Source organism: Brevundimonas sp., assembly GCF_035626535.1.
In the GTDB taxonomy this organism is placed as follows: domain Bacteria; phylum Pseudomonadota; class Alphaproteobacteria; order Caulobacterales; family Caulobacteraceae; genus Brevundimonas.
Map to the genome: position 1 here is coordinate 19235 of NZ_DASPNO010000067.1, position 18450 is coordinate 37684.

Annotated in this window: 15 protein-coding genes; 10 read left to right on the top strand and 5 right to left on the bottom strand. The window is 71.3% G+C overall.

The features are described from left to right. Position 1 precedes the first annotated feature (1 nt). The 7 genes from VEC04_RS10590 to VEC04_RS10620 all read left to right on the top strand — a co-directional run bounded on the left by VEC04_RS10590 (position 2) and on the right by VEC04_RS10620 (position 6961). Positions 2-1411 (top strand): HAMP domain-containing sensor histidine kinase, encoded by a 1410-nt coding sequence (locus VEC04_RS10590; RefSeq protein ID WP_324776601.1) that lies wholly within the window; start codon positions 2-4, stop codon positions 1409-1411. Then, positions 1408-1839 carry an acetyltransferase gene (locus VEC04_RS10595; protein WP_324776603.1) on the top strand — a complete coding sequence of 144 codons (432 nt, stop codon included), beginning with the start codon at positions 1408-1410 and terminating at the stop codon, positions 1837-1839. Before VEC04_RS10590 ends, VEC04_RS10595 begins: the two co-directional genes overlap by 4 nt. After that, positions 1839-4709 carry a bifunctional [glutamine synthetase] adenylyltransferase/[glutamine synthetase]-adenylyl-L-tyrosine phosphorylase gene (locus VEC04_RS10600; RefSeq protein WP_324776605.1) on the top strand — a complete coding sequence of 957 codons (2871 nt, stop codon included), beginning with the start codon at positions 1839-1841 and terminating at the stop codon, positions 4707-4709. Before VEC04_RS10595 ends, VEC04_RS10600 begins: the two co-directional genes overlap by 1 nt. Before the next feature lie 67 nt (positions 4710-4776). Next, entirely contained in the window at positions 4777-5394 is a 618-nt protein-coding gene (locus VEC04_RS10605; RefSeq protein WP_324776607.1) for an EF-hand domain-containing protein, read from the top strand. A gap of 64 nt (positions 5395-5458) precedes the next feature. Continuing rightward, positions 5459-6022, top strand: coding sequence for an RNA polymerase sigma factor (locus VEC04_RS10610; RefSeq protein ID WP_324776686.1), 564 nt, complete (start codon positions 5459-5461; stop codon positions 6020-6022). A 4-nt stretch (positions 6023-6026) separates the two neighbouring features. Continuing rightward, positions 6027-6455, top strand: a complete 429-nt coding sequence (locus VEC04_RS10615) for a hypothetical protein (RefSeq protein ID WP_324776609.1) — start codon at positions 6027-6029, stop codon at positions 6453-6455. Next, the gene (locus tag VEC04_RS10620) at positions 6452-6961 is read left to right on the top strand and encodes a periplasmic heavy metal sensor (protein ID WP_324776612.1); all 510 of its coding nucleotides are present in this window, start codon (positions 6452-6454) and stop codon (positions 6959-6961) included. Before VEC04_RS10615 ends, VEC04_RS10620 begins: the two co-directional genes overlap by 4 nt. 6 nt (positions 6962-6967) lie before the next feature. Here the strand turns inward: VEC04_RS10620 and VEC04_RS10625 are convergent, their stop codons facing one another. From VEC04_RS10625 to VEC04_RS10635, 3 genes are all read right to left on the bottom strand, one after another. Next, entirely contained in the window at positions 6968-9379 is a 2412-nt protein-coding gene (locus tag VEC04_RS10625) for a sensor histidine kinase (protein ID WP_324776614.1), read from the bottom strand. Between the two features lie 98 nt (positions 9380-9477). Beyond that, entirely contained in the window at positions 9478-10050 is a 573-nt protein-coding gene (locus VEC04_RS10630) for a hypothetical protein (protein WP_324776616.1), read from the bottom strand. A gap of 83 nt (positions 10051-10133) precedes the next feature. Then, complete coding sequence (locus tag VEC04_RS10635; protein WP_324776618.1) at positions 10134-10544, bottom strand: CBS domain-containing protein; 411 nt, start codon at positions 10542-10544, stop codon at positions 10134-10136. 170 nt (positions 10545-10714) lie between these two features. Between VEC04_RS10635 and VEC04_RS10640 the strand changes: the two genes are divergently transcribed. Together VEC04_RS10640 and VEC04_RS10645 are read left to right on the top strand one after the other, a co-directional pair. Then, entirely contained in the window at positions 10715-11119 is a 405-nt protein-coding gene (locus VEC04_RS10640) for a hypothetical protein (RefSeq protein ID WP_324776619.1), read from the top strand. 98 nt (positions 11120-11217) lie between these two features. Next, positions 11218-12747 (top strand): aldehyde dehydrogenase family protein, encoded by a 1530-nt coding sequence (locus tag VEC04_RS10645; RefSeq protein ID WP_324776621.1) that lies wholly within the window; start codon positions 11218-11220, stop codon positions 12745-12747. A 260-nt stretch (positions 12748-13007) separates the two neighbouring features. Here VEC04_RS10645 and VEC04_RS10650 read toward each other — a convergent pair whose 3' ends face one another. Beyond that, positions 13008-14204 (bottom strand): winged helix-turn-helix domain-containing protein, encoded by a 1197-nt coding sequence (locus tag VEC04_RS10650; protein ID WP_324776623.1) that lies wholly within the window; start codon positions 14202-14204, stop codon positions 13008-13010. Positions 14205-14483: 279 nt separating this feature from the next. Next, complete coding sequence (locus VEC04_RS10655; RefSeq protein WP_414642669.1) at positions 14484-16376, bottom strand: vWA domain-containing protein; 1893 nt, start codon at positions 16374-16376, stop codon at positions 14484-14486. 178 nt (positions 16377-16554) lie between these two features. Between VEC04_RS10655 and VEC04_RS10660 the strand changes: the two genes are divergently transcribed. Next, a complete protein-coding gene (locus VEC04_RS10660; RefSeq protein ID WP_324776627.1) occupies positions 16555-18417 on the top strand; it encodes a monovalent cation:proton antiporter-2 (CPA2) family protein in 1863 nt (620 codons plus the stop codon). Positions 18418-18450: the final 33 nt, after the last annotated feature.

Genomic DNA, 18450 nt, shown 5'->3' on the forward strand with positions numbered 1-18450 from the left:
CATGCGGCTTCCGTCCCTTCTTCGCCGCACGCCTTTCCGGCTGACGCTGCTGTTCCTCGCCCTGTTCGCGGCGGCCGCCAGCGCCATCCTCGCCTATGTCTATTTCGCCTCGGCCGCCGAGGCGCGGGTCAACGCCGAGCGCGAGGTGCGCGGCGAGATGCAGGTGCTGCTCGGCATCTACGACGCCCGGGGCGTGGACGCACTCAACCGGGCCCTGATCGATCGCTCGCTGACGCCCAGCGCCTTCGTCTACCTGCTGATGAACCCGGACGGCAGCCGCGTGACCGGCAGCCTCACCCTGTCGCCGATCGAGACGATGCAGGGCGACCGTCACTGGATCACCTTCCCACTGACCGAAACCGATGCGGAAGGGCGGGTCACCCGGCCCCAAGCCCGCGGCGTCCAGGTCCGGCTGTCCGGCGGCGAGATGCTGTTCGTGGGTCGGTCCCTGGGCGACACCGAGGCCTACCTCGCCCGTCTGACCCAGGCTCTGTGGGGGGCCATGGGCATCGTCCTGCTGCTCGGCCTCGCCGGCGGAATTCTGGTCAGCCGCAATCTCGAACGGTCGATGGGCCGGTTGAACAGGGTGGTGACGGCCGTCCAGGAAGGCGACCTCAAGGCGCGCGCCCCGGTGCGCAACTCCGGCGACGAACTGGACGAGCTCGGGGCCGGCCTGAACACCATGCTCGACCGGCTCGAGGCGTCGATGGCCTCGATCCGCCACGCCGGCGACGCCATCGCCCACGACCTGCGATCGCCCCTGACCCGCATGCGGGCCAAGCTTGAGGTGTCGCTGATCGACGCCGAGGCGGGCAAGATCGATGGCGTCGACGCCCTGCAGCTGGCGCTGGACGAGGCCGACAACCTGCTCAAGACCTTCAACACCGTGCTGGCCATCGCCCGTCTGCAGGCGGCGGCGGGGCGCACGCCCGATCCCCAGCTGTTCGACGCCGCCGACCTCGCCGTCGACATGGCGGAACTCTACGAGCCGGCCAGCGAGGACAAGGGGCTGGAGTTCTCGGCCGAAATCGAGCGCGGCCTTATGGTCGAGGCCAACCGGCCCTTCCTCGCCCAGGCCCTCGCCAACGTCATCGACAACGCCATCAAATACACCCCGACCGGCGGTGCGGTGATGCTGCGCGCCCGTCGGCGCAGTTCCGGCGAAATCGAGTTCTCCGTCACCGACACCGGTCCGGGCGTGCCCGAGGCGGATCGCGAGCGGGTCATCCAGCGCTTCGTCCGCCTCGACAACAGCCGCACCGAGCCCGGCTCCGGCCTCGGCCTGTCGCTGGTCGGCGCCGTGCTCGAGGCCCATGGCGGGCGGGTCCAGCTGGACGAGGGGCCCGGCGAATACGGCAGCTTCGGGCCCGGCCTGCGGGTCGCACTGGTTCTGCCGGCGGCCGAGGGATGATCCGCCTGGCCACGGCGGCGGACGGCCCCCGCACGCTCGAAATCTGGCGGCGGGCGGTGGCCGCTACGCACGACTTCGTCTCGGCCTCCGACCTGACGCGCATCGACGGGATCGTCGTGGACTGGCTGGCGACCTCCCGTCCCTGGGTTCACGTCGACGAGACGGACACGGCCGTCGGCTTCATGGCCCTGACCGGCGCGCATGTGGACGCGCTGTTCGTCGATCCGGCACGGCACGGCGCAGGCGTGGGGCGGGCCCTGATCGCCCACGCCCGAACCCTTCACGGCGCCCTGACGGTGGATGTGAACGAGCAGAACGCCCGCGCGGTGGGGTTCTACGAGCGGCTGGGCTTCCAGCGGACGGGCCGTTCGCCGACGGACGGCCTGGGAATGCCCTATCCGCTCCTGCACATGACGTGGCGTGCATGATGGCGCTGCAGCCGTGTGGGCCGGTCGTGGACCCGAACGCGGCCGCCAGAGCGTTCGAGCGCCTGGCCGACCCGGCGAGCGAGCAGGGTTGGACAGGGCTGCTGGAAGGCGCCTGGTCCGCCCTGGCCCCGATATTCGCCGCGTCACCCTATCTGTTCGGGCTCGCGCGGCGCTGGCCGGAGCTTCTGCGGGACCTGCTGGCCGAGGGACCGGACGAACGGCTGGGGCGTGTCCTCGCCGCCACCGAAGCCTTGACCGGCGGCGCCGACGACCTGCGCGCGCCGTTGCGCAGGCTCAAGGGCGAACTCCACCTGCTGACCGCCCTGGCCGATCTCGGCGGCGTCTGGGATCTCGATCAGGTCACCGGCGCGCTTAGCCGTTTCGCCGACGCCTCGGTCAACGCCGCCTTGCGCGCGGTCGCCGACGACCAGCGCGAGCGCGGCAAGCTGGTCAGCGGCCCCGATGATCCGCGCGGCCCCGTCCCCGGCCTGTTCGGCCTCGCCATGGGCAAGCACGGGGCGTTCGAGCTCAACTACTCGTCCGATATCGACATCAGCCTGTTCTGGGAGCCGGAGGGGCTGATCCCGGCGCTGGCGGAGGGCGTGGAGCCGCAGCGGTTCGTGGACCGGCTGGCCCAGGCGTTGGCGGCGCTGATGCAGGAGCGGACCGGCGACGGCTACGTCTTCCGCGTCGACCTGCGCCTTCGTCCCGATCCCTCCTCGACGCCGCCGGTGGTCGCCGCCCCGACGGCCCTGGCCTATTACGAGAGTGTCGGCCAGAACTGGGAGCGCGCCGCCTTCATCAAGGCCCGGCCCGTGCTCGGCGACGTCGCGGCGGGGCGCGGCTTCCTGAAGGCGCTGACGCCGTTCATCTGGCGCCGCAGCCTCGACTACCCGGCCATCCTCGATATCCAGTCGATCAAGCGTCAGATTCACGTCCACAAGACCGGCGAGGGCCTCGAGGCAGCCGGCGCCAATCTGAAACTCGGCCGCGGCGGCATCCGCGAGATCGAATTCTTCGCCCAGACCCAGCAGCTGATCCTCGGCGGCCGCGATCCGGGCCTGCGCGAGCCGCGCACGGTCGACGCCCTGGCGGCCCTTCGCGACGCCGGCCATGTCGAGCCCGACGCCTGCGCAGATCTGACCGCCGCCTATGTCGAACTGCGCGGTCTCGAGCACCGCGTGCAGATGCTCGAGGACGAGCAGACCCACAGCCTGCCCGTCGACCCGGCCGCCCGGGCCCGGGTCGCGGCGCTGACGGGGGAGGGCGATCTGGCCGTCTTCGACACCCGGGTCGAGGCCCTGCTCGTCGGGGTCAACCGCCGCTACGGTGAACTGTTCGAGGGCGAGGAGGCGCTGTCGTCCCCCTACGGCTCGCTGGTCTTCACCGGCGTCGAGAACGACCCCGAGACGCTCGAAACCCTCGCCCGCATGGGCTTCTCCGATCCCGCCATGGTCGCCGAGACCATCCGGAGCTGGCACCACGGCCGCATCCCCGCCACCCGGACCGCGCGCGGCCGCGAGCTGTTCACCCGGCTCGCGCCCCGCCTGCTGACGGCGCTGGCGGACACCGGCGCGGCCGACGCCGCCTTCCGCCGCTTCGCCGTGTTCTTCTCGGGCCTGAGCGGCGGGGTGCAGGTCCAGGCGCTGTTCCTCGCCCAGCCGAAGCTGTTCGACCTCGTCGTCGGAGTCATGGCCTTCGCACCGCGGCTGGCCCGCACGCTGGGCCGCTACCCTGCGGCGCTGGACAGCATGCTGGACGCCCGCTTCACCCGCAGCATTGAGGAAGACACCGGCGTCGTCGATCAGATGGGCGCCGAGGCCGCCGCCGCGCCGGATTTCGAGACCGCCATGAACGTCGTGCGCCGGGTCCACCGCGAGCAGATGTTCCGCATCGGCGTCCAGACCCTGACCGGCCGGGTCGGGCCGGAGGAGGCCGGACGGGCCTACACCACCCTTGCGGACGCCTGCCTCGGGGCTCTCGCGCCCGCCGCCATGGCCGAGACCATGCGCCAGGGCGGAACCCTGTCGGGCGGCGCGGTGGCCGTGGTCGCGCTCGGCAAGGCCGGCTCGCGCGAGATGACCGCGACGTCGGACCTTGACCTGATGACCGTCTATGACGCGCCCGCCGAGGCCATGTCGGACGCCCGGCACTGGGCCGCAGGGGTGTTCTACTCGCGCTTCACCCAGCGGCTGATCGCGGCCCTTTCGGCCCACACCGCAGAGGGCGGACTGTACGAAGTCGACATGAGGCTGCGGCCCGGCGCGGCCAAGGGACCGGTGTCGCTGCGCCTCTCCGCCGTTGAGGACTATTACGCCACCGAGGCCGACACCTGGGAGTTCATGGCCCTGACCCGGGCGCGCGTGGTCTGGACCGACGACCCGGCCTTCGGCGCGCGCACGGCGGCGACGCTGGAGAGCATCCTGCGTCGGCCGCGACCGGGCGTGGCGCTCGCCGCCGACGCGCGGCGCATGCGCGACCTGATGGCTCGGGAACGGCCCGGGCAGGGCGACTGGGACGTGAAGCTGGCGCCCGGCGGACAGGTCGATGCGGAGTTCGTCGCCCAGGTGCGCCAGCTCCGCAGCGCCCGGGCGGGCGGGCCGCTGACCGTCTCGACCCTCGAGGCGCTGGCCGACGACCCGGATCTGGCCGAGGCCTGGCGGCTGCAGCAGGCGCTCAGCCAGATTCTCGGCGCCGCCTTCGACGACCGTCCCGATCCCGACCAGGAGCCTGAAGGTTTCCGGCAGCGGCTGGCCAAGGCGGCCGGCTTCGAAAGCTTCGACGCGCTGAAGGCGGGGCTGGCGGAGGCGCGGCGCGCCGCCCGCGCCGCCTTCGAGGCCGCCCTGCCGCTGGTCGGCGACGGAGACTGACGCGAACGCCGTTTCACTCTCAGACAGGGACACGCGGCCGCGTCGGGCGGCCATGGAGACCATCGAGATGAACAAGACCCTCGTAGCGGCCGCTCTGGCCGCTCTGACCCTCGCCGCGGGCGGCGCCGCCTCCGCCCGGCAGTCGCCGGATCGCCCGCATGCGCCCGGCATCCGAGCCGACGCCGACGGCGACCGGCGCCTCAGCCAGGCCGAGTTCGTCGGCCGCCGCATCGAGCGCCTCGCCGCCGCGGACGCCGACCGTGACGGCTCCGTTACCCGCGACGAAATGCGCGCCGTCGCCCGGACGCGCATGGCTCAGCGTGCGGATACGCGCTTCGACCGGCTCGACGCCGACGACGACGGCGTCATCAGCAAGGCCGAGTTCGACGCCCGTGGTGAGCACCGCGCCGAAACCCGGGCCGAGCGGGGGCCGCGCCGCGCTCACCGCGGACCGCACCGGCGCGCCGTGCGCGCCGGACGCAGGGCCGATCGCGGGCCGGTCGTGATCGCAGCCGCCCAGGCCCGGGCCGAGGCCGCCTTCGCCCGTCTGGACGCCGACAACGACGGCTTCGTCGCGGCGGCGGAGCGCCGTGCCGTTCGCGCCGACCGCCGCGAGCGGCGGGCGGAGCGCCGCGCCGCTCGCCTGGCGCAACAGGCGTCGCCTTCGGCGCCCCCTTCGGAGTAAGCAGATGACGGGCGCGGCGGTCCTCGACCTCACCGGCCTTGCAGCAACGTTCGCACGAGGCCGGATGGCGTCTTTCGCCGACCCCGACGAGGACCTGGTGCGCCGTGTGGGTCAGGGCGATCCCGCGGCCATCCAGACCATGGTGGCGCGCAAGCTGCCGCGCATGCTGGCGCTCGCCCAGCGCATGCTCGGGGACGCCGTCGAGGCCGAGGACGTCGCGCAGGACGTCCTGCTGCGGGCGTGGCGGCAGGCGCCCCGCTGGGTGACCGGCAAGGCCAGGTTCGACACCTGGCTGCATCGGGTGGCCCTGAACCTCTGTTACGACCGGCTCAGGCGTCGCCGGGAGATTCCGACGGCCCTGCCGCCGGACCGGCGCGACGAGGGGCCGGCGCCCGATCGCGGCCTTCTCGCCGCCGACGTTGGCGCGGCGGTCAACGGGGCGCTGGCCCGCTTGCCCGATCGGCAGCGCGAGGCCATCGTGCTTTGCCATTATCAGGAACTGACGAATATCGAGGCCGCGGCGCTGATGGAGATCAGCATCGAGGCTCTGGAAAGCCTGCTGTCGCGCGGACGGCGGGCGTTGAGACTGGCGCTGGCCGGGCACCGGCCCGGCGGCGAAGGAGTATGAACGGATGACGGCGGAACGCTTCCTCGCCCTTGTGGCCGCCTACGGCGCCGACCGCCGGCGTTGGCCGGAAGGCGAACGCGCGGCGGCCGAGGCCTTCGCCGCGGCGCATGCGGATATCGCCGGCCCGGCCATGGCCGAGGCCGACGCGATCGACGCCCTGCTGCATCGCTCGCCGACGCCGCAGGTGTCGATGGCCCTGCGCGACCGGGTTCTGGCCGCCGCCGCCACGGCCGGAGGCAAGGCCGGCCGCACCGGCCGCGTCTGGATCGACCGGCTGTCGCTGGCCTTCGGGGCCGGCTGGGCGGTGGCGACCTGCGCCGGCGTCGTGGCCGGCGTGATGCTGACCAGCCATGTCACCGCCGACGCCCAGGCCGACGCCGTGCTGTACCAGGCCTCCCTGCTTGGCGTCGACGACACGGAGGTGCTCGGGTGAACGCCAGGACCCTCAAGATCGCCTTGGCCGCCTCGGTGGCGCTGAACCTGTTCGCTGTCGCGGCCGGAGCGACGCTGCTCGTCGGCCGCGCCGGCGTCGAGCGCCGCATCGAGTCCCAGCACCGCTCGCCCCGAACCCACCCGTTTATGACCGTCGTCGAAGGGCTCGACCCTGAGGTGCGTGATCAGGTGCGCGAGGCCCTGCGCGCCTCGGCCCGCGCCGCCCGGCCCGATTTCGAGGAGACGCGGTCGAAGCGGCGTCAGGCGACGGCGCTCGTCCGCTCTGCTGACTTCGATCCGGCCGAGGTGTCCGCCCTGCTGGAGCAGTCGCGCGCCGCGGAGCTTCGCGGCCGGGCCCGCATCGAGGCCGATGCGGTGGCGCTGTTGGCGACGCTGGAGCCGGACGACCGCGCCGCCCTGTCGGAAATCCTCACCCGGCGGGGGCGGACGGTGGTGCGCGACAAGGGCGAACGCAAGGCCCGCGATCCGGGGCGCTCCGGCGGCTGACCGGCGTCAGGCGGCCTCGGCCTGGTTGGCCGCAGCCTGATTCGGCCGGCGGACGGGCAGATCGAAACTCACCGTGGTGCCGCGCCCCGGCTCGCTTTCCAGCGTCAGGGTCCCGCCGTGCAACTCTATCAGGGACTTGGTGAGGGCCAGACCCAGCCCCGTCCCCTGCGTGGTCTTGGAATGCTGCCCCTCGACCTGTTCGAACGGTCGGGCCAGCCGGCCGAGGTCTTCGGCGGCGATGCCGATGCCGGTGTCGGTGACCGCCACACGAAGCCGGTCGTCGTCCTCGCGCGACACGGCCACGACGATGTCCCCGCCTTCCGGCGTGAATTTCACGGCGTTCGACAGCAGGTTGAGCAGCACCTGCTTCAGGCCCCGATGGTCGGCCTCAATGGTCGGCAGGTCCGGCGTGTCGACCAGCAGCTTCAGACCAGCCTCCTCGACCCGCCCGCGCATCAGCCGCGCCGCGTCGTCGACGATCTCCTTCAGCGACACTTCCTCATAGTGCAGCGTCAGCTTGCCGGCCTCGATCTTGGCCATGTCGAGGATGTCGTTGATCAGACTGAGCAGATGCTGGCCCGAGCGCAGGATGTCGGCGGCGTAGCCCTTGTACCGGGGATCGCCCAAGGGCCCGAACATCTCTCCGGCCATGATCTCGGAGAAGCCGTTGATGGCGTTCAGCGGCGTGCGCAGTTCGTGGCTCATATTGGCCAGAAACTCCGACTTGGCCTGGCTCGCCGCCTCGGCCCGCGTCATGGCGATCTCGTACTTGCGCGCCAGCAGGGACAGCTTCTCCTCGCGGTCCTCCAACTCGGTGATGGTGGCGTGCAGCCGTTCGGTGGCGCGCTGGCGCTCGGCCTCCTTCTGCTTGATGGCGGTGATATCGGCCGCCGAGACCACGGAGCCGCCCTCTGAGGTGAATCGCTCGACCAGCTGTAGCCAGCGGCCGTCGTGCAGCTCGACCTCCCGCGCTCCGGCCCGCCCGCCTGCGGCGGGCTGCTCCGACTTGATCGCCAGGGCGGCGATGCGGTTGAGATCGGCCTTGAGCGCGCCCTTGCGCACCACGCCCGGCTCGAACCGGAAGGCGTCCTCGAATGCCTGGTTGGACAGGATCAGCCGCCCGTGGCGGTCGAACAGCACGAAGGCGTCCGACACGCTCTCGATGCCGTCACGCAGCCGCCCCTCGGCGGCCTGGGCGTGCGCCTTCGCCCGCCGCGCCTCGGTCGTGTCCAGCGCGATGCCGAGGATCGAGGTGAAGCCGTCCTCGCCGCGATCGCCCCGGGCCTGGCCGCGGGCGTCGATCCAGCGCGCGCGGCCCTGCGCGTCCGGAACCGGGAAGCTGACTTCGAAGGCTCCGAAAGTCTCGGCCTGTCGCAGGGCGTGTTCCACGGCCGCGCGGTAACGCGGATGGATGCGCTCCATCATCTCGTCCGCCGAAGCCGCGCCCGTGCGTTCCAGCCCCATCAGGTCGGCCATGTAGTCGGACAACAGAATTTGGCCGCTCTCGAGGTCCCAGTCCCAGACGCCGCATCGCGCCGCCTCGACAGCCCCGCGGAAGCGGCGCTCGGAGGCCGCCCATTCACGGCTGATGCCCACCTGCTTGCGCTCCTGCAGCTTCGCCAGCAGAAGCACCAGCACGCCGATGATGAACGGCGCTGTCAGCACCCAGGCGTCGTCCATCAGGGCGCCGGCCCCGATGCTGACGGGGGTGGACGCGACGGCGATCACGCCGGTGTCTCCAACCGCCACCGTCGTCCGCCGCACGGCACCGTCGGCGACGGTCAGGGTCGCGCCCAGTCCGCGCCCGTCAGCCGGAGCCTCTTGCAGCGCCAGCGCCTCTTCCTCGCCCGATCCCCCGGCCAGCAGCGAGCGCGGTCCCGACAGCAGCCACAGATCCACGCCGTCGGTGGTTCTCAGCGAGGGCAGGGGCGCGCGCCCGACCAGCCGGCTTCCGTCCGGCAGCGGCCGCGAGATCAGCAGGGCGGCGCCGTCGGCGGCCAGCAGCGGCTTGCCCGGCGTGGACACGAAGGCCGCGGGGGAGGCGCCGGCGACGGCCGTCACGCCCTGTCCCGCCGAGATCACGGCGAACGCGCTCTCCGGGGCGGCGGCGCGGGCTTGCCGGATGGTTTCGGCGGGACCGCGCGGCTGGGCCGCGGCGGCGCGGACAGCGGCCTCGACCGGCGCGATGCGGGTCTCCATCTCCAGCGCCAGCAGTCGCGCCTCGCGGTCGACCGCGACCATGCGCAGGGCGTCCGCCTCCTGGCCCGGCCGCGCCATTTCGCGAGCGAACAGAAGCACATAGGCGGCGACAGCCAGGGTGACGGCGAGAATGGCGATCCGCAGCCATGCGGGCGGGCCCTTGCGCCGGTCCTGGGCGCGCCGTCCTTGCGGGGTTATGCGGCGCTCACTGCCCCGCAAGGCGCTCTCCCGGACGATTCGGCGACGATGGCCGAATCTAGGCTGCGTCGCGGATTCCTGTCGAGGCTTCCCTGCCCCGACCGGTGGATCAATTCACCTCAGGCCGCGCGTGACGGGCTGTGGGCCTGACGGCCCTCGGTCGGCGGCGCGAGCACGTCGGTGATGCTCTTGAGCACGGTGCGCGCGTCGCGGGCCATGACCAGCATTTCGGGCGGCGCGTCTTCCGGGGCTTCGTCCACCGCGGCGACGATCCGCTCGGCCAGCGCCATCAGCCGGGGCGCGGCGGCGATCAGGCGGGCCTGAAACTCGATCTGGTCGGGGTCGCGGTCGTATTCCGCGCCGGGCACGCGCCAGCCGCCCCAGTCGGCCTTGTCGGTGACCACCACCGGATAGGTGCCGGGGAACGGGTGATGCGGCGTGTCGTCCGCCGTCTGCCACTTGTTGCGGGCCCGCATCAGGCGCCAGTTCTCACCGGCGTTGGCCGCGGGATCCTCGGTCGGCAGCAGCAGCTCGTGGCCCAGGAACTCCCGTCCCAGACCGACGTCGTAGGTGACCCGCACGGGCTCTTCGAAGCCCTTGGCCCAGACGGGCTGGACCTTCTCGATCTGGGCCCAGGCGCCGACACATTCGACCCAGACCTTCTGACCCTTCTGGAACTGCGCGCGCGCCATCGGCGTCTCCCGTCGTGAACGGCGAGCATGCCCCGGCGCGGGTGAACACGTGGTTTGGCGAAAGGGTTAACGCCCGGCCTGTCCTAGGGACGGGAGATGTCCTCCAGCGTCTCGCCCGCGTATTTCTCCTTCACCCGCGTCGACAGGTCGCCCAGCGACACCACGCCGACCAGCCGGTCGTTCTTGTCCAGCACCGGCAGGCGGCGGATCTGCTTGTCGCCCATCGCGTCCAGCACGGATTTCAGATCGTCGTCGGCCCGGACCGTATGGGGGTCGCGGGTGATGTATTCCACCACCGGAGCCGTGCAGGCGGCGCCGCCGGCGACAGCGCGCACCGTGATGTCACGGTCGGTGATGGTGCCGATCAGGCGATCTCCGTCGGCCACCGGCATGAAGCCGAAGTCGCCGCTCGCCATCCGCGCCGCGACCTCCTGCAGGCTGTCGCCCGGGCGGGCCACCTGCACGTCCTTGCTCATTACGTCGCGAACTTTCATCGGCCACTCTCCTGTTTGTCGGCTCGGCGACACAACCCGCCGGCCTTCGGCCGGTTCCTGACTGCCGGACAACGAACGCCTCAGGGTCCTGTCAGCCGCGGCATGGTTCCCTGCGTCCATCAGCCGGGATGGTCCCGGACTCGAAAGGACGACACTCGATGAATACCGCCATGATCAGGAAAGCCCTGCTTCCCGTGCTGGCGGCGTCCGCGGTCATGGTATCGACCCCGGCGCTGGCCCAGAATTTCGGAGTCACCCTCAGCTTCGGCTCGCCCGGCTACAGCGACGGCTACGGCTACGGCTACGGCCACGGCCGCCGGGATTACGGCTACGCCCCGCGCGACCTCCACTACCGCGCCCGTGTGCTTGCCCAGCACATTGACCGCCTCGCCTGGAGCGGCGGGGTTCATCGCTTCGAGGCCCGCGACCTGGCCCGCGAGATGAACCACTACCAGCGGCTCGAATACCGCTACGCCCGCAACGGGCTGAGCCGGGCCGAGTATCATGACCTGGACCGCCGGCTGGACCGCATCGAGTACCAGCTCCAGCGCGTCGCCTGGCGCAGCCGCTGGTAGTCGGCCGCGAACAACGAGGGGCCGCTCCGGCGACGGGGCGGCCTTTCTCTTTGCGCCCGGCCCGGCTAAGCCGCACGGACTTGCCGGAGCCCCGCCCCATGACCGTCCGCGCCACCGCCGCCGCTGAAAGCCACGCCATCCTGCGCCGCCTCGGCGTGCCGGACGCCGCCTTCGCCGAAGCCGGCCTGACGACGCGCTCGCCGGTCGACGGTTCGACCGGCGGGATCGTGGCCGAGACGGACGCCGCCGCCATCGAAACCGCTGTCGCCGCTGCGGTCACCGCCTTCCACCAGTGGAAGCGCGTGCCCGCTCCGCGCCGTGGCGAACTGGTCCGCCTCCTCGGCGAGGAACTGCGCGCCTCGAAAGCCGACCTCGCCCGCCTGGTCACGCTCGAGGCTGGCAAGATCGTCTCCGAGGGCCTCGGCGAGGTCCAGGAGATGATCGACATCTGCGACTTCGCCGTCGGCCTGTCGCGCCAGCTCTACGGCCTGACGCTGGCCAGCGAGCGCCCCGGCCATCACATGCGCGAGACCTGGCAGCCGCTCGGGCCGGTGCTGGTGATCTCGGCCTTCAACTTCCCCGTCGCCGTGTGGGCGTGGAACGCCTGCCTGGCGCTGGTCTGCGGGGACCCTGTGATCTGGAAGCCGTCGGAGAAGACGCCGCTGACGGCCCTGGCGACGCAGGCGATTTTCGACCGCACGCTCACCCGCTTCGCCAGGGAAACGGGAAACGGGGCCCCGGAGGGTCTGTCGCAGGTCGTCATCGGCGGGCGGGAGGTCGGAGAACGGCTCGCCGCCGATCCCCGCATCCCGCTGGTCTCCGCCACCGGATCGAGCCGCATGGGCAGGGCCGTGGCCCGGACGGTGGCCGCCCGTCTCGGCCGCTCGCTGCTGGAGCTCGGCGGCAACAACGCCATGATCGTGACGCCTTCGGCCGACCTCGACATGGCCGTGCGCGCCATCGCCTTCTCGGCCGTCGGCACCTGCGGCCAGCGCTGCACCAGCCTGCGCCGCCTGCTGGTCCACGAGAGCATCGCCGACGCCCTGATCGCCCGTCTTTCAAAGGCTTACGAGACCCTGCCGGTCGGCGATCCGCGCGAGGACGGCGTGCTGGTCGGGCCGCTGATCGACGCCGACGCTCGCCGCAGCTTCGAGACGGCGCTGGCGCAGGCCGTGGAGCAGGGCGGCGAGATCGTCACCGGCGGCGACGCTCTCGACCGCGAGGGCGTCTACGTCCGTCCGGCCATCGTCCGCATGCCCGCCCAGACCCCCGTGGTCGGGCGCGAGACCTTCGCCCCCATCCTCTACGTCCTGACCTGGTCCGACTTCGACGAGGCCGTGGCGATGCAGAACGCCGTGCCGCAGGGCCTGTCGTCCTGCGTCTTCACCGACAGCGTCCGCGAGGCCGAGCAATTCCTCTCGGCCTGGGGCTCAGACTGCGGCATCGCCAACGTCAACATCGGCCCGTCCGGCGCCGAAATCGGCGGGGCGTTCGGCGGCGAGAAGGACACCGGCGGCGGCCGCGAGTCCGGCTCGGACGCGTGGAAGACCTATATGCGCCGCCAGACCCAGACCGTGAACTTCAGCCGCGAACTGCCGCTGGCGCAGGGCGTGAAATTCGACGTGTGAGGGTCGCCCCGCACACATCGACGAAACCACACCACCCCGTCATCCTCGGGCTTGACCCGAGGATCAGACCGTCGGGTGCTCCGTCGAAGCCCGCTCGATCACGCCCGCCGGGCCGTTCCCGTGGCACAGCCTGCGCTGACATCTGATCCTCGGGTCAAGCCCGAGGATGACGGAGGGACGGGGAGGGAGAACAGCACAAATCTTCAGACTCTGATCGGCCAGCCTGGTCGAAATCCCCACGAAATCCATAGTCGAACTCGTCACGAACTGACTGCCGACTCCAGCGCCGCCGCCAGATCGCCCTTGCCCGCCACTTCGACCCCGTCCAGCCCCAGCCATCCGGACATCTTCCGAAGCTCCGCCGCCAGCCGCGAGGCCGAGTCCGCCGTCGCGTCCGGCTCCCGCCAAGCCGCCTGCACCCGCAGCACACCGGCCTGCCGGTCGGACTTGAGGTCCACCCGCGCCGTGATCGCCTCGTCCTCGAGGAAGGGCAGGACGTAGTAGCCGTGGGTGCGCTTGTGCGCCGGGGTGTAGATCTCCAGCCGCACCCGCGTTCCGAACAGCCGCTCTGTGCGGTCGCGGGTCCAGATCAGGTTGTCGAACGGCGACAGCAGGGCCGCGCTCGCGATCTTGCGCGGTTTGCGGGCGTTGGCCGCCAGATAAGCGGGGCCCCGCCACCCCTTCACCGCCGCCTCCGTCAGCTCCCCCGCCTCGACCAGCTCCGCCACTCGCGCCCTCGCGTCGGCCAGCGGCAAACGGAAATAATCCCGCAGGTCCGCCGCCGTCGCCAAGCCGAGCGCGCGCGCCGAGATGCGCACCAGCTCCCGCTGCGCATCCGCCTCGTCGGGCGTGGGCTGGTCGACGATCCGCTTGGGCAGGGCCCGTTCGGTCAGATCGTAGACGCGCTCGAACCCGCGCCGCGTCTTCGTGGTGATCAGTCCGGCCCAGAACAGCCACTCCAGCGCCCGCTTGCCGTCGGACCACGACCACCAGCCCGGCGCGCCCCTGGGCGCGTCGTTGAAGTCGGCTCCGGTGACCGGTCCGCGCTGCTCGATCTCCTTCAGCACGCCGTCGATGTAGTCGCGCCGCTCGCGCCCGAACCGCGACAGGCCGGTCCACATCTCACCGGCCTCGGCCCGGGCCATGCGCCAGCGCAGCAGCGGCTGCAGCTCCAGCGGCAGCAGCGACGCCTCGTGGCCCCAGTATTCGAACAGGCTGCGGCGCGGACCCCAGGCTTCCGCCTCCAGCGCCACGCGCGGATAGTCGCCGAGCCGGGAGAAGGCCGGCAGATAGTGGGTCCGCGTCACCACGTTGACGCTGTCGATCTGGACCACGCCCAGCTTGCGCACGATGTTCCGGACGTGCGTTCGGCCGGGCGCCGCGGGGGGCGTCCGGCCGAAACCTTGCGCGGAAAGCGCGATGCGGCGGGCGGTCTTGGGGGAAAGGGTTTCGGTCACGCTGTGACCATGCCCGGTTCGCTCTTCCGTTGGGAGAGGGGCGGCGCAACCGGGTCCGATCTCCGCTCGATGAAAGTCGGGCGCTTGTCATCCCGGCCGAAGCGAAGAGCCACCACGGCAATCTGCCGGAAGCTGCGTCAGCAGCTGTCCGGCAGACAGATCAGGCCCCGCGCGGAGGCCACCCTGCTCCCGGACAAACCGCCGCCGCGGGGGGCCTCGTAGTGGCCTCCTGCCGTCCCGGATCGCCGCGTCGCGCGGCCGGGATGACAAGAGCAGGGATCACGGCCGCGTCTGCACCGGCATCCCCGCGGCCGCCCGGACCATCTGCACGAAGTCCGCCCGTTCGCCGTAGGGGTCCTCGCCCCGCGCGCCCTGCGCCTGTTCGAGGATCTGGTCCCAGCCGTAGTCGGCGCTCATCCACGGATCGTTGCGCAGCTTCTGGCCGAAGGCGGCGACGGCCAGCGCCCAGCGGGTGCTCTCCGGCGGCTGGGCCGAAACCCGTCCGGCGCCGCTGTTCGACACCACCCGCTGCATCAGCCGCGAGTCCCGCTCGCCCGGCAGTTTGTAGCGGACCTGGACGAAGCCGACCTCGCCGGTCGGGTCGCCGCCGCCGACGCCGAGGCGGTTCTGATCGTAGCGGCGGTCCGGGATCTGGCTCGGCCCGCCGACGGGCGTGATCTCGTAGAGGGCCGTCACCGAGGCGCCGGAGCCGACCTCGCCGGCGTCGACGCGGTCGTTGTCGAAGTCCTCCTCGTTCAGCATCCGGGTCTCGTAGCCGATCAGCCGGTACTCGGCGACGCGGGCGGGATTGAACTCGACCTGGATCTTGACGTCGTCGGCGATCGGGAAGGCCCCGCGGTCGAAGGCCGGACCAAACAGTCGCCGCGCCTCCTCGAGGTTGTTGACGTAGGCCGCCGTGCCGTTGCCGGCCTGGGCGATCGTCTGCATGCGGGCGTCCTGGTAGTTGCCACGGCCGTAGCCGTAGACCGACAGATAGATGCCCGTTTCACGCTTGGCGGCGACGAAGTCCTCCAGCCGCTGATCGTTGGTGACGCCGACGTTGAAGTCGCCATCGGTGAACATCAGGATGCGGTTGACCTTGTCACGCCCGAAGGCGGCTTCGGCCTGGTTGTAGGCGTTGACCATGCCCTGCGCCCCGGCCGTCGAGCCGCCGGCGTTCAGCGCTTCCACCGCGCAGCGCAGCCTCAGCTTCTGGTCGCCGGGTGTCGGTCCCACGGCGGTGCCGACGTCGGAGGCGTAGTAGGTCACCGCCACCCGGTCCTGCGGCCGCAGCCGGTCGATGATCAGGTTCATCGACTTCTTGGCCAGATCCAGCTTGTCGGGCGACATCATCGAACCGGACACATCGACCATGAAGGTCAGGTTCAGCGGACGTCGCTGGCTCTCGGGCAGCTCATAGCCCTGCAGCGCTACATGCACGATCTGGCGCCCTTCCGACCACGGCGACGCCGCCACGGCGGTGGTGATGGCGAACGGCTCCAAGGCCGAGCGCGGCCGCTCATAGCCGTAGTCGAAGAAGTTGATCATCTCCTCGACCCGCACCGCGTCGGCGGGCGGCGACCGGCCCTCCTCGATGAAGCGGCGCACGTTGGAATAGCTCGCGGTGTCCACATCGATCGAGAAGGTGGAGACAGGCTCGTCGGCCACACGCTTCACCGGGTTGGGCCGGGCGTCGGGATAGCGCTCGGTATCGGGCGCGACCCGGGGATGTCCGGGAACGAGCGGGTTCGACATCGCCGGCGCGGTGGCCAGATAGTCCGCCGTCGTCGCCTGGCCCGTGCTCAGCAGATCTTCGCGTTGAACCTGAATGGAGGGTGTCGGCGCGTTGGTCGGCGGGCGCGGGATGCGCGTTCCTGAAACGACGACCTCCTCGACCACTGTGCTCTGGGCGACGGGCGGCGGCGGGGCCATGGGCGGCGGGGGCGGCGGCGGCGGCGCATAGCCCGGCGCCGCCACCCGGCCGCGGGCGGCCCCGTAATAGTCGTCGCTGCGGCGATCAGGCGCGAGTTCGATCCCGACGGCGCGGCAGTTCTCCGGCGAGACCACCCCGTCGCGGGCGAGGTCGGGACGGCTGGCCGCGGCCATCACCGGGGCGGGCGCCAGCGGGGCGGCGAGAGAGACCGCCAGGACCGTGGCCAGACTGCGTCTCAAGGGGTGGTTCGTCATCGGCGTCGCTCCCTGTCCGTGCCGGTTCTGCACGGCGCCATCCTCCGCGCAAAGCGGCGGCGGGTCGTCTGACGATGCCTGACGTCCGCCGACGGACCGGTGGGCTGGCGCTCGGTCGCCCCCGACCCCACTATGAACGGCAAGGCTCACAGGGGGCATCAGAATGGCGGAACCAACGGGCGGACTGGAACTGGGCCACGTGGCCGCCCTGCTGGCCGCGGGGGTCGTCGCGGTGCCGGTGTTCCGCCGCCTCGGCCTCGGCTCGGTGCTCGGCTACCTGGCGGCCGGTCTGGCCATCGGGCCTTGGGGCATAGGTTTGTTCGACGAGCCCGAAGTCATCCTGCACGTCGCCGAATTCGGCGTCGTCATCTTCCTCTTCATCATCGGCCTCGAAATGCGTCCGTCCCGGCTGTGGAAGCTGAAGCGCGATATTTTCGGCCTCGGGGCGGCCCAGGTCGTCGCCGCCAGCGCCCTGCTGACCCTGACCGGCATGGCCGCCGGCCTGTCGGTCCCGGTCGCCTTCGTCGCCGCCTCTGGCTTCGTGCTCAGCTCGACCGCCGTGATCATGCAGACGCTGGACGAGCGGGGCGAACTGGGCTCGGTCAAGGGCCAGCGCGCCGTCTCAATCCTGTTGCTTGAAGACATCGCCATCGTGCCGCTTCTGGCCATTGTCGCGGTCATGGCCGGGGCCATGGGTCTGGGCGGAGAAACCGCGCCGCCGCTGTGGCGCACGATCGGCCTGGCCGTGGGCGCGGTCGCCGTCGTCTTCCTCGCCGGCCGGTATCTGATGAACCCGGTGTTCCGCATCCTCGCCCGCTACGGCGGCCGCGAGGTGATGACAGCCGCGGCCCTGCTGGTCGTGGCGGGCGCGGCCTGGCTGATGGACATGGGCGGCCTGTCGATGGCCATGGGCGCCTTCCTCGCCGGCGTTCTGCTTTCGGAATCGGTCTTCCGGCACCAGCTCGAGGCCGACGTCGAGCCGTTCCGGGCCATCCTGCTGGGCCTGTTCTTCCTCAGCGTCGGCATGTCCCTGAACATGGATGTGGTCATCGATCGCTGGCAGGTCATCCTGGGCGGCGTTATCGCCTTCATGGCGGTCAAGGCGGTGGCCATCTACGCCGTCGCCCGCCTGTTCGGGCACGGCGAACGCGAGGCCGTCGAGCGCGCGTCCCTGTTCGCGCAGGGTGGCGAATTCGCCTTCGTCCTCTATGCCGCGGCCCTGTCGGTCGGCATCTTCGACGCCCGCGTCTCCGCCTCGATGACCGCCATCGTCATCCTGTCGATGGTGCTGACGCCGCTGACGACCATGGTGGTCGGCCGTTTCATGCCGGCCTCGACGCTCGATCCGGACAGCGCCGACGGCGTCGACCGGGCGGAGAACCTGCGCGAGCGGGTGCTGATCATCGGCTTCGGCCGGTTCGCCCAGGTCGTGTCGCAGCCGCTGCTGGCCCGTAACGTCGACGTCTCGATCATCGACATGGACGTGGAGATGATCCAGGCGGCCGGCAATTTCGGCTTCAAGGTCTACTACGGCGACGGTTCGCGGCTGGACGTCCTGCGCGCCTCGGGCGCCGGGGAGGCCGAAACCATCCTCGTCTGCGTCGACAAGTCCGAAACCGCCGACCGCATCGTCGAACTGGTCAAGGCCGAGTTCCCACTGACCAAACTGTTCGTCCGCGCCTACGACCGCGGCCACGCCATCCGACTCGTGCAGGCCGGGGTCGAGTACCAGCTGCGCGAGACCTTCGAGTCGGCGCTGGTGTTCGGCGAACAGGTGCTGGTCGACCTCGGCTTCTCGGCCGACGAGGCGCGCGAGACGATCGAGGATGTCCGCCGACGCGACGACGAGCGGCTCTCGCTCCAGCTGGTCGAGGGCATCCAGGCGGGCCGGTCCCTGATGCGTGGCAATATCGCCACCACCCGGCCGGAGCCGTACATCAAGCCCCGGCGCGAGGGCAGGGCTCTCAACGAGGAGGCGGCCGAGGCCCTGGAAGGGGACGACGAACGCGAAAAGGCCGACGCCTGACCGGCGCCGGCCCTTCCGGTTCGGCTCGCGAAG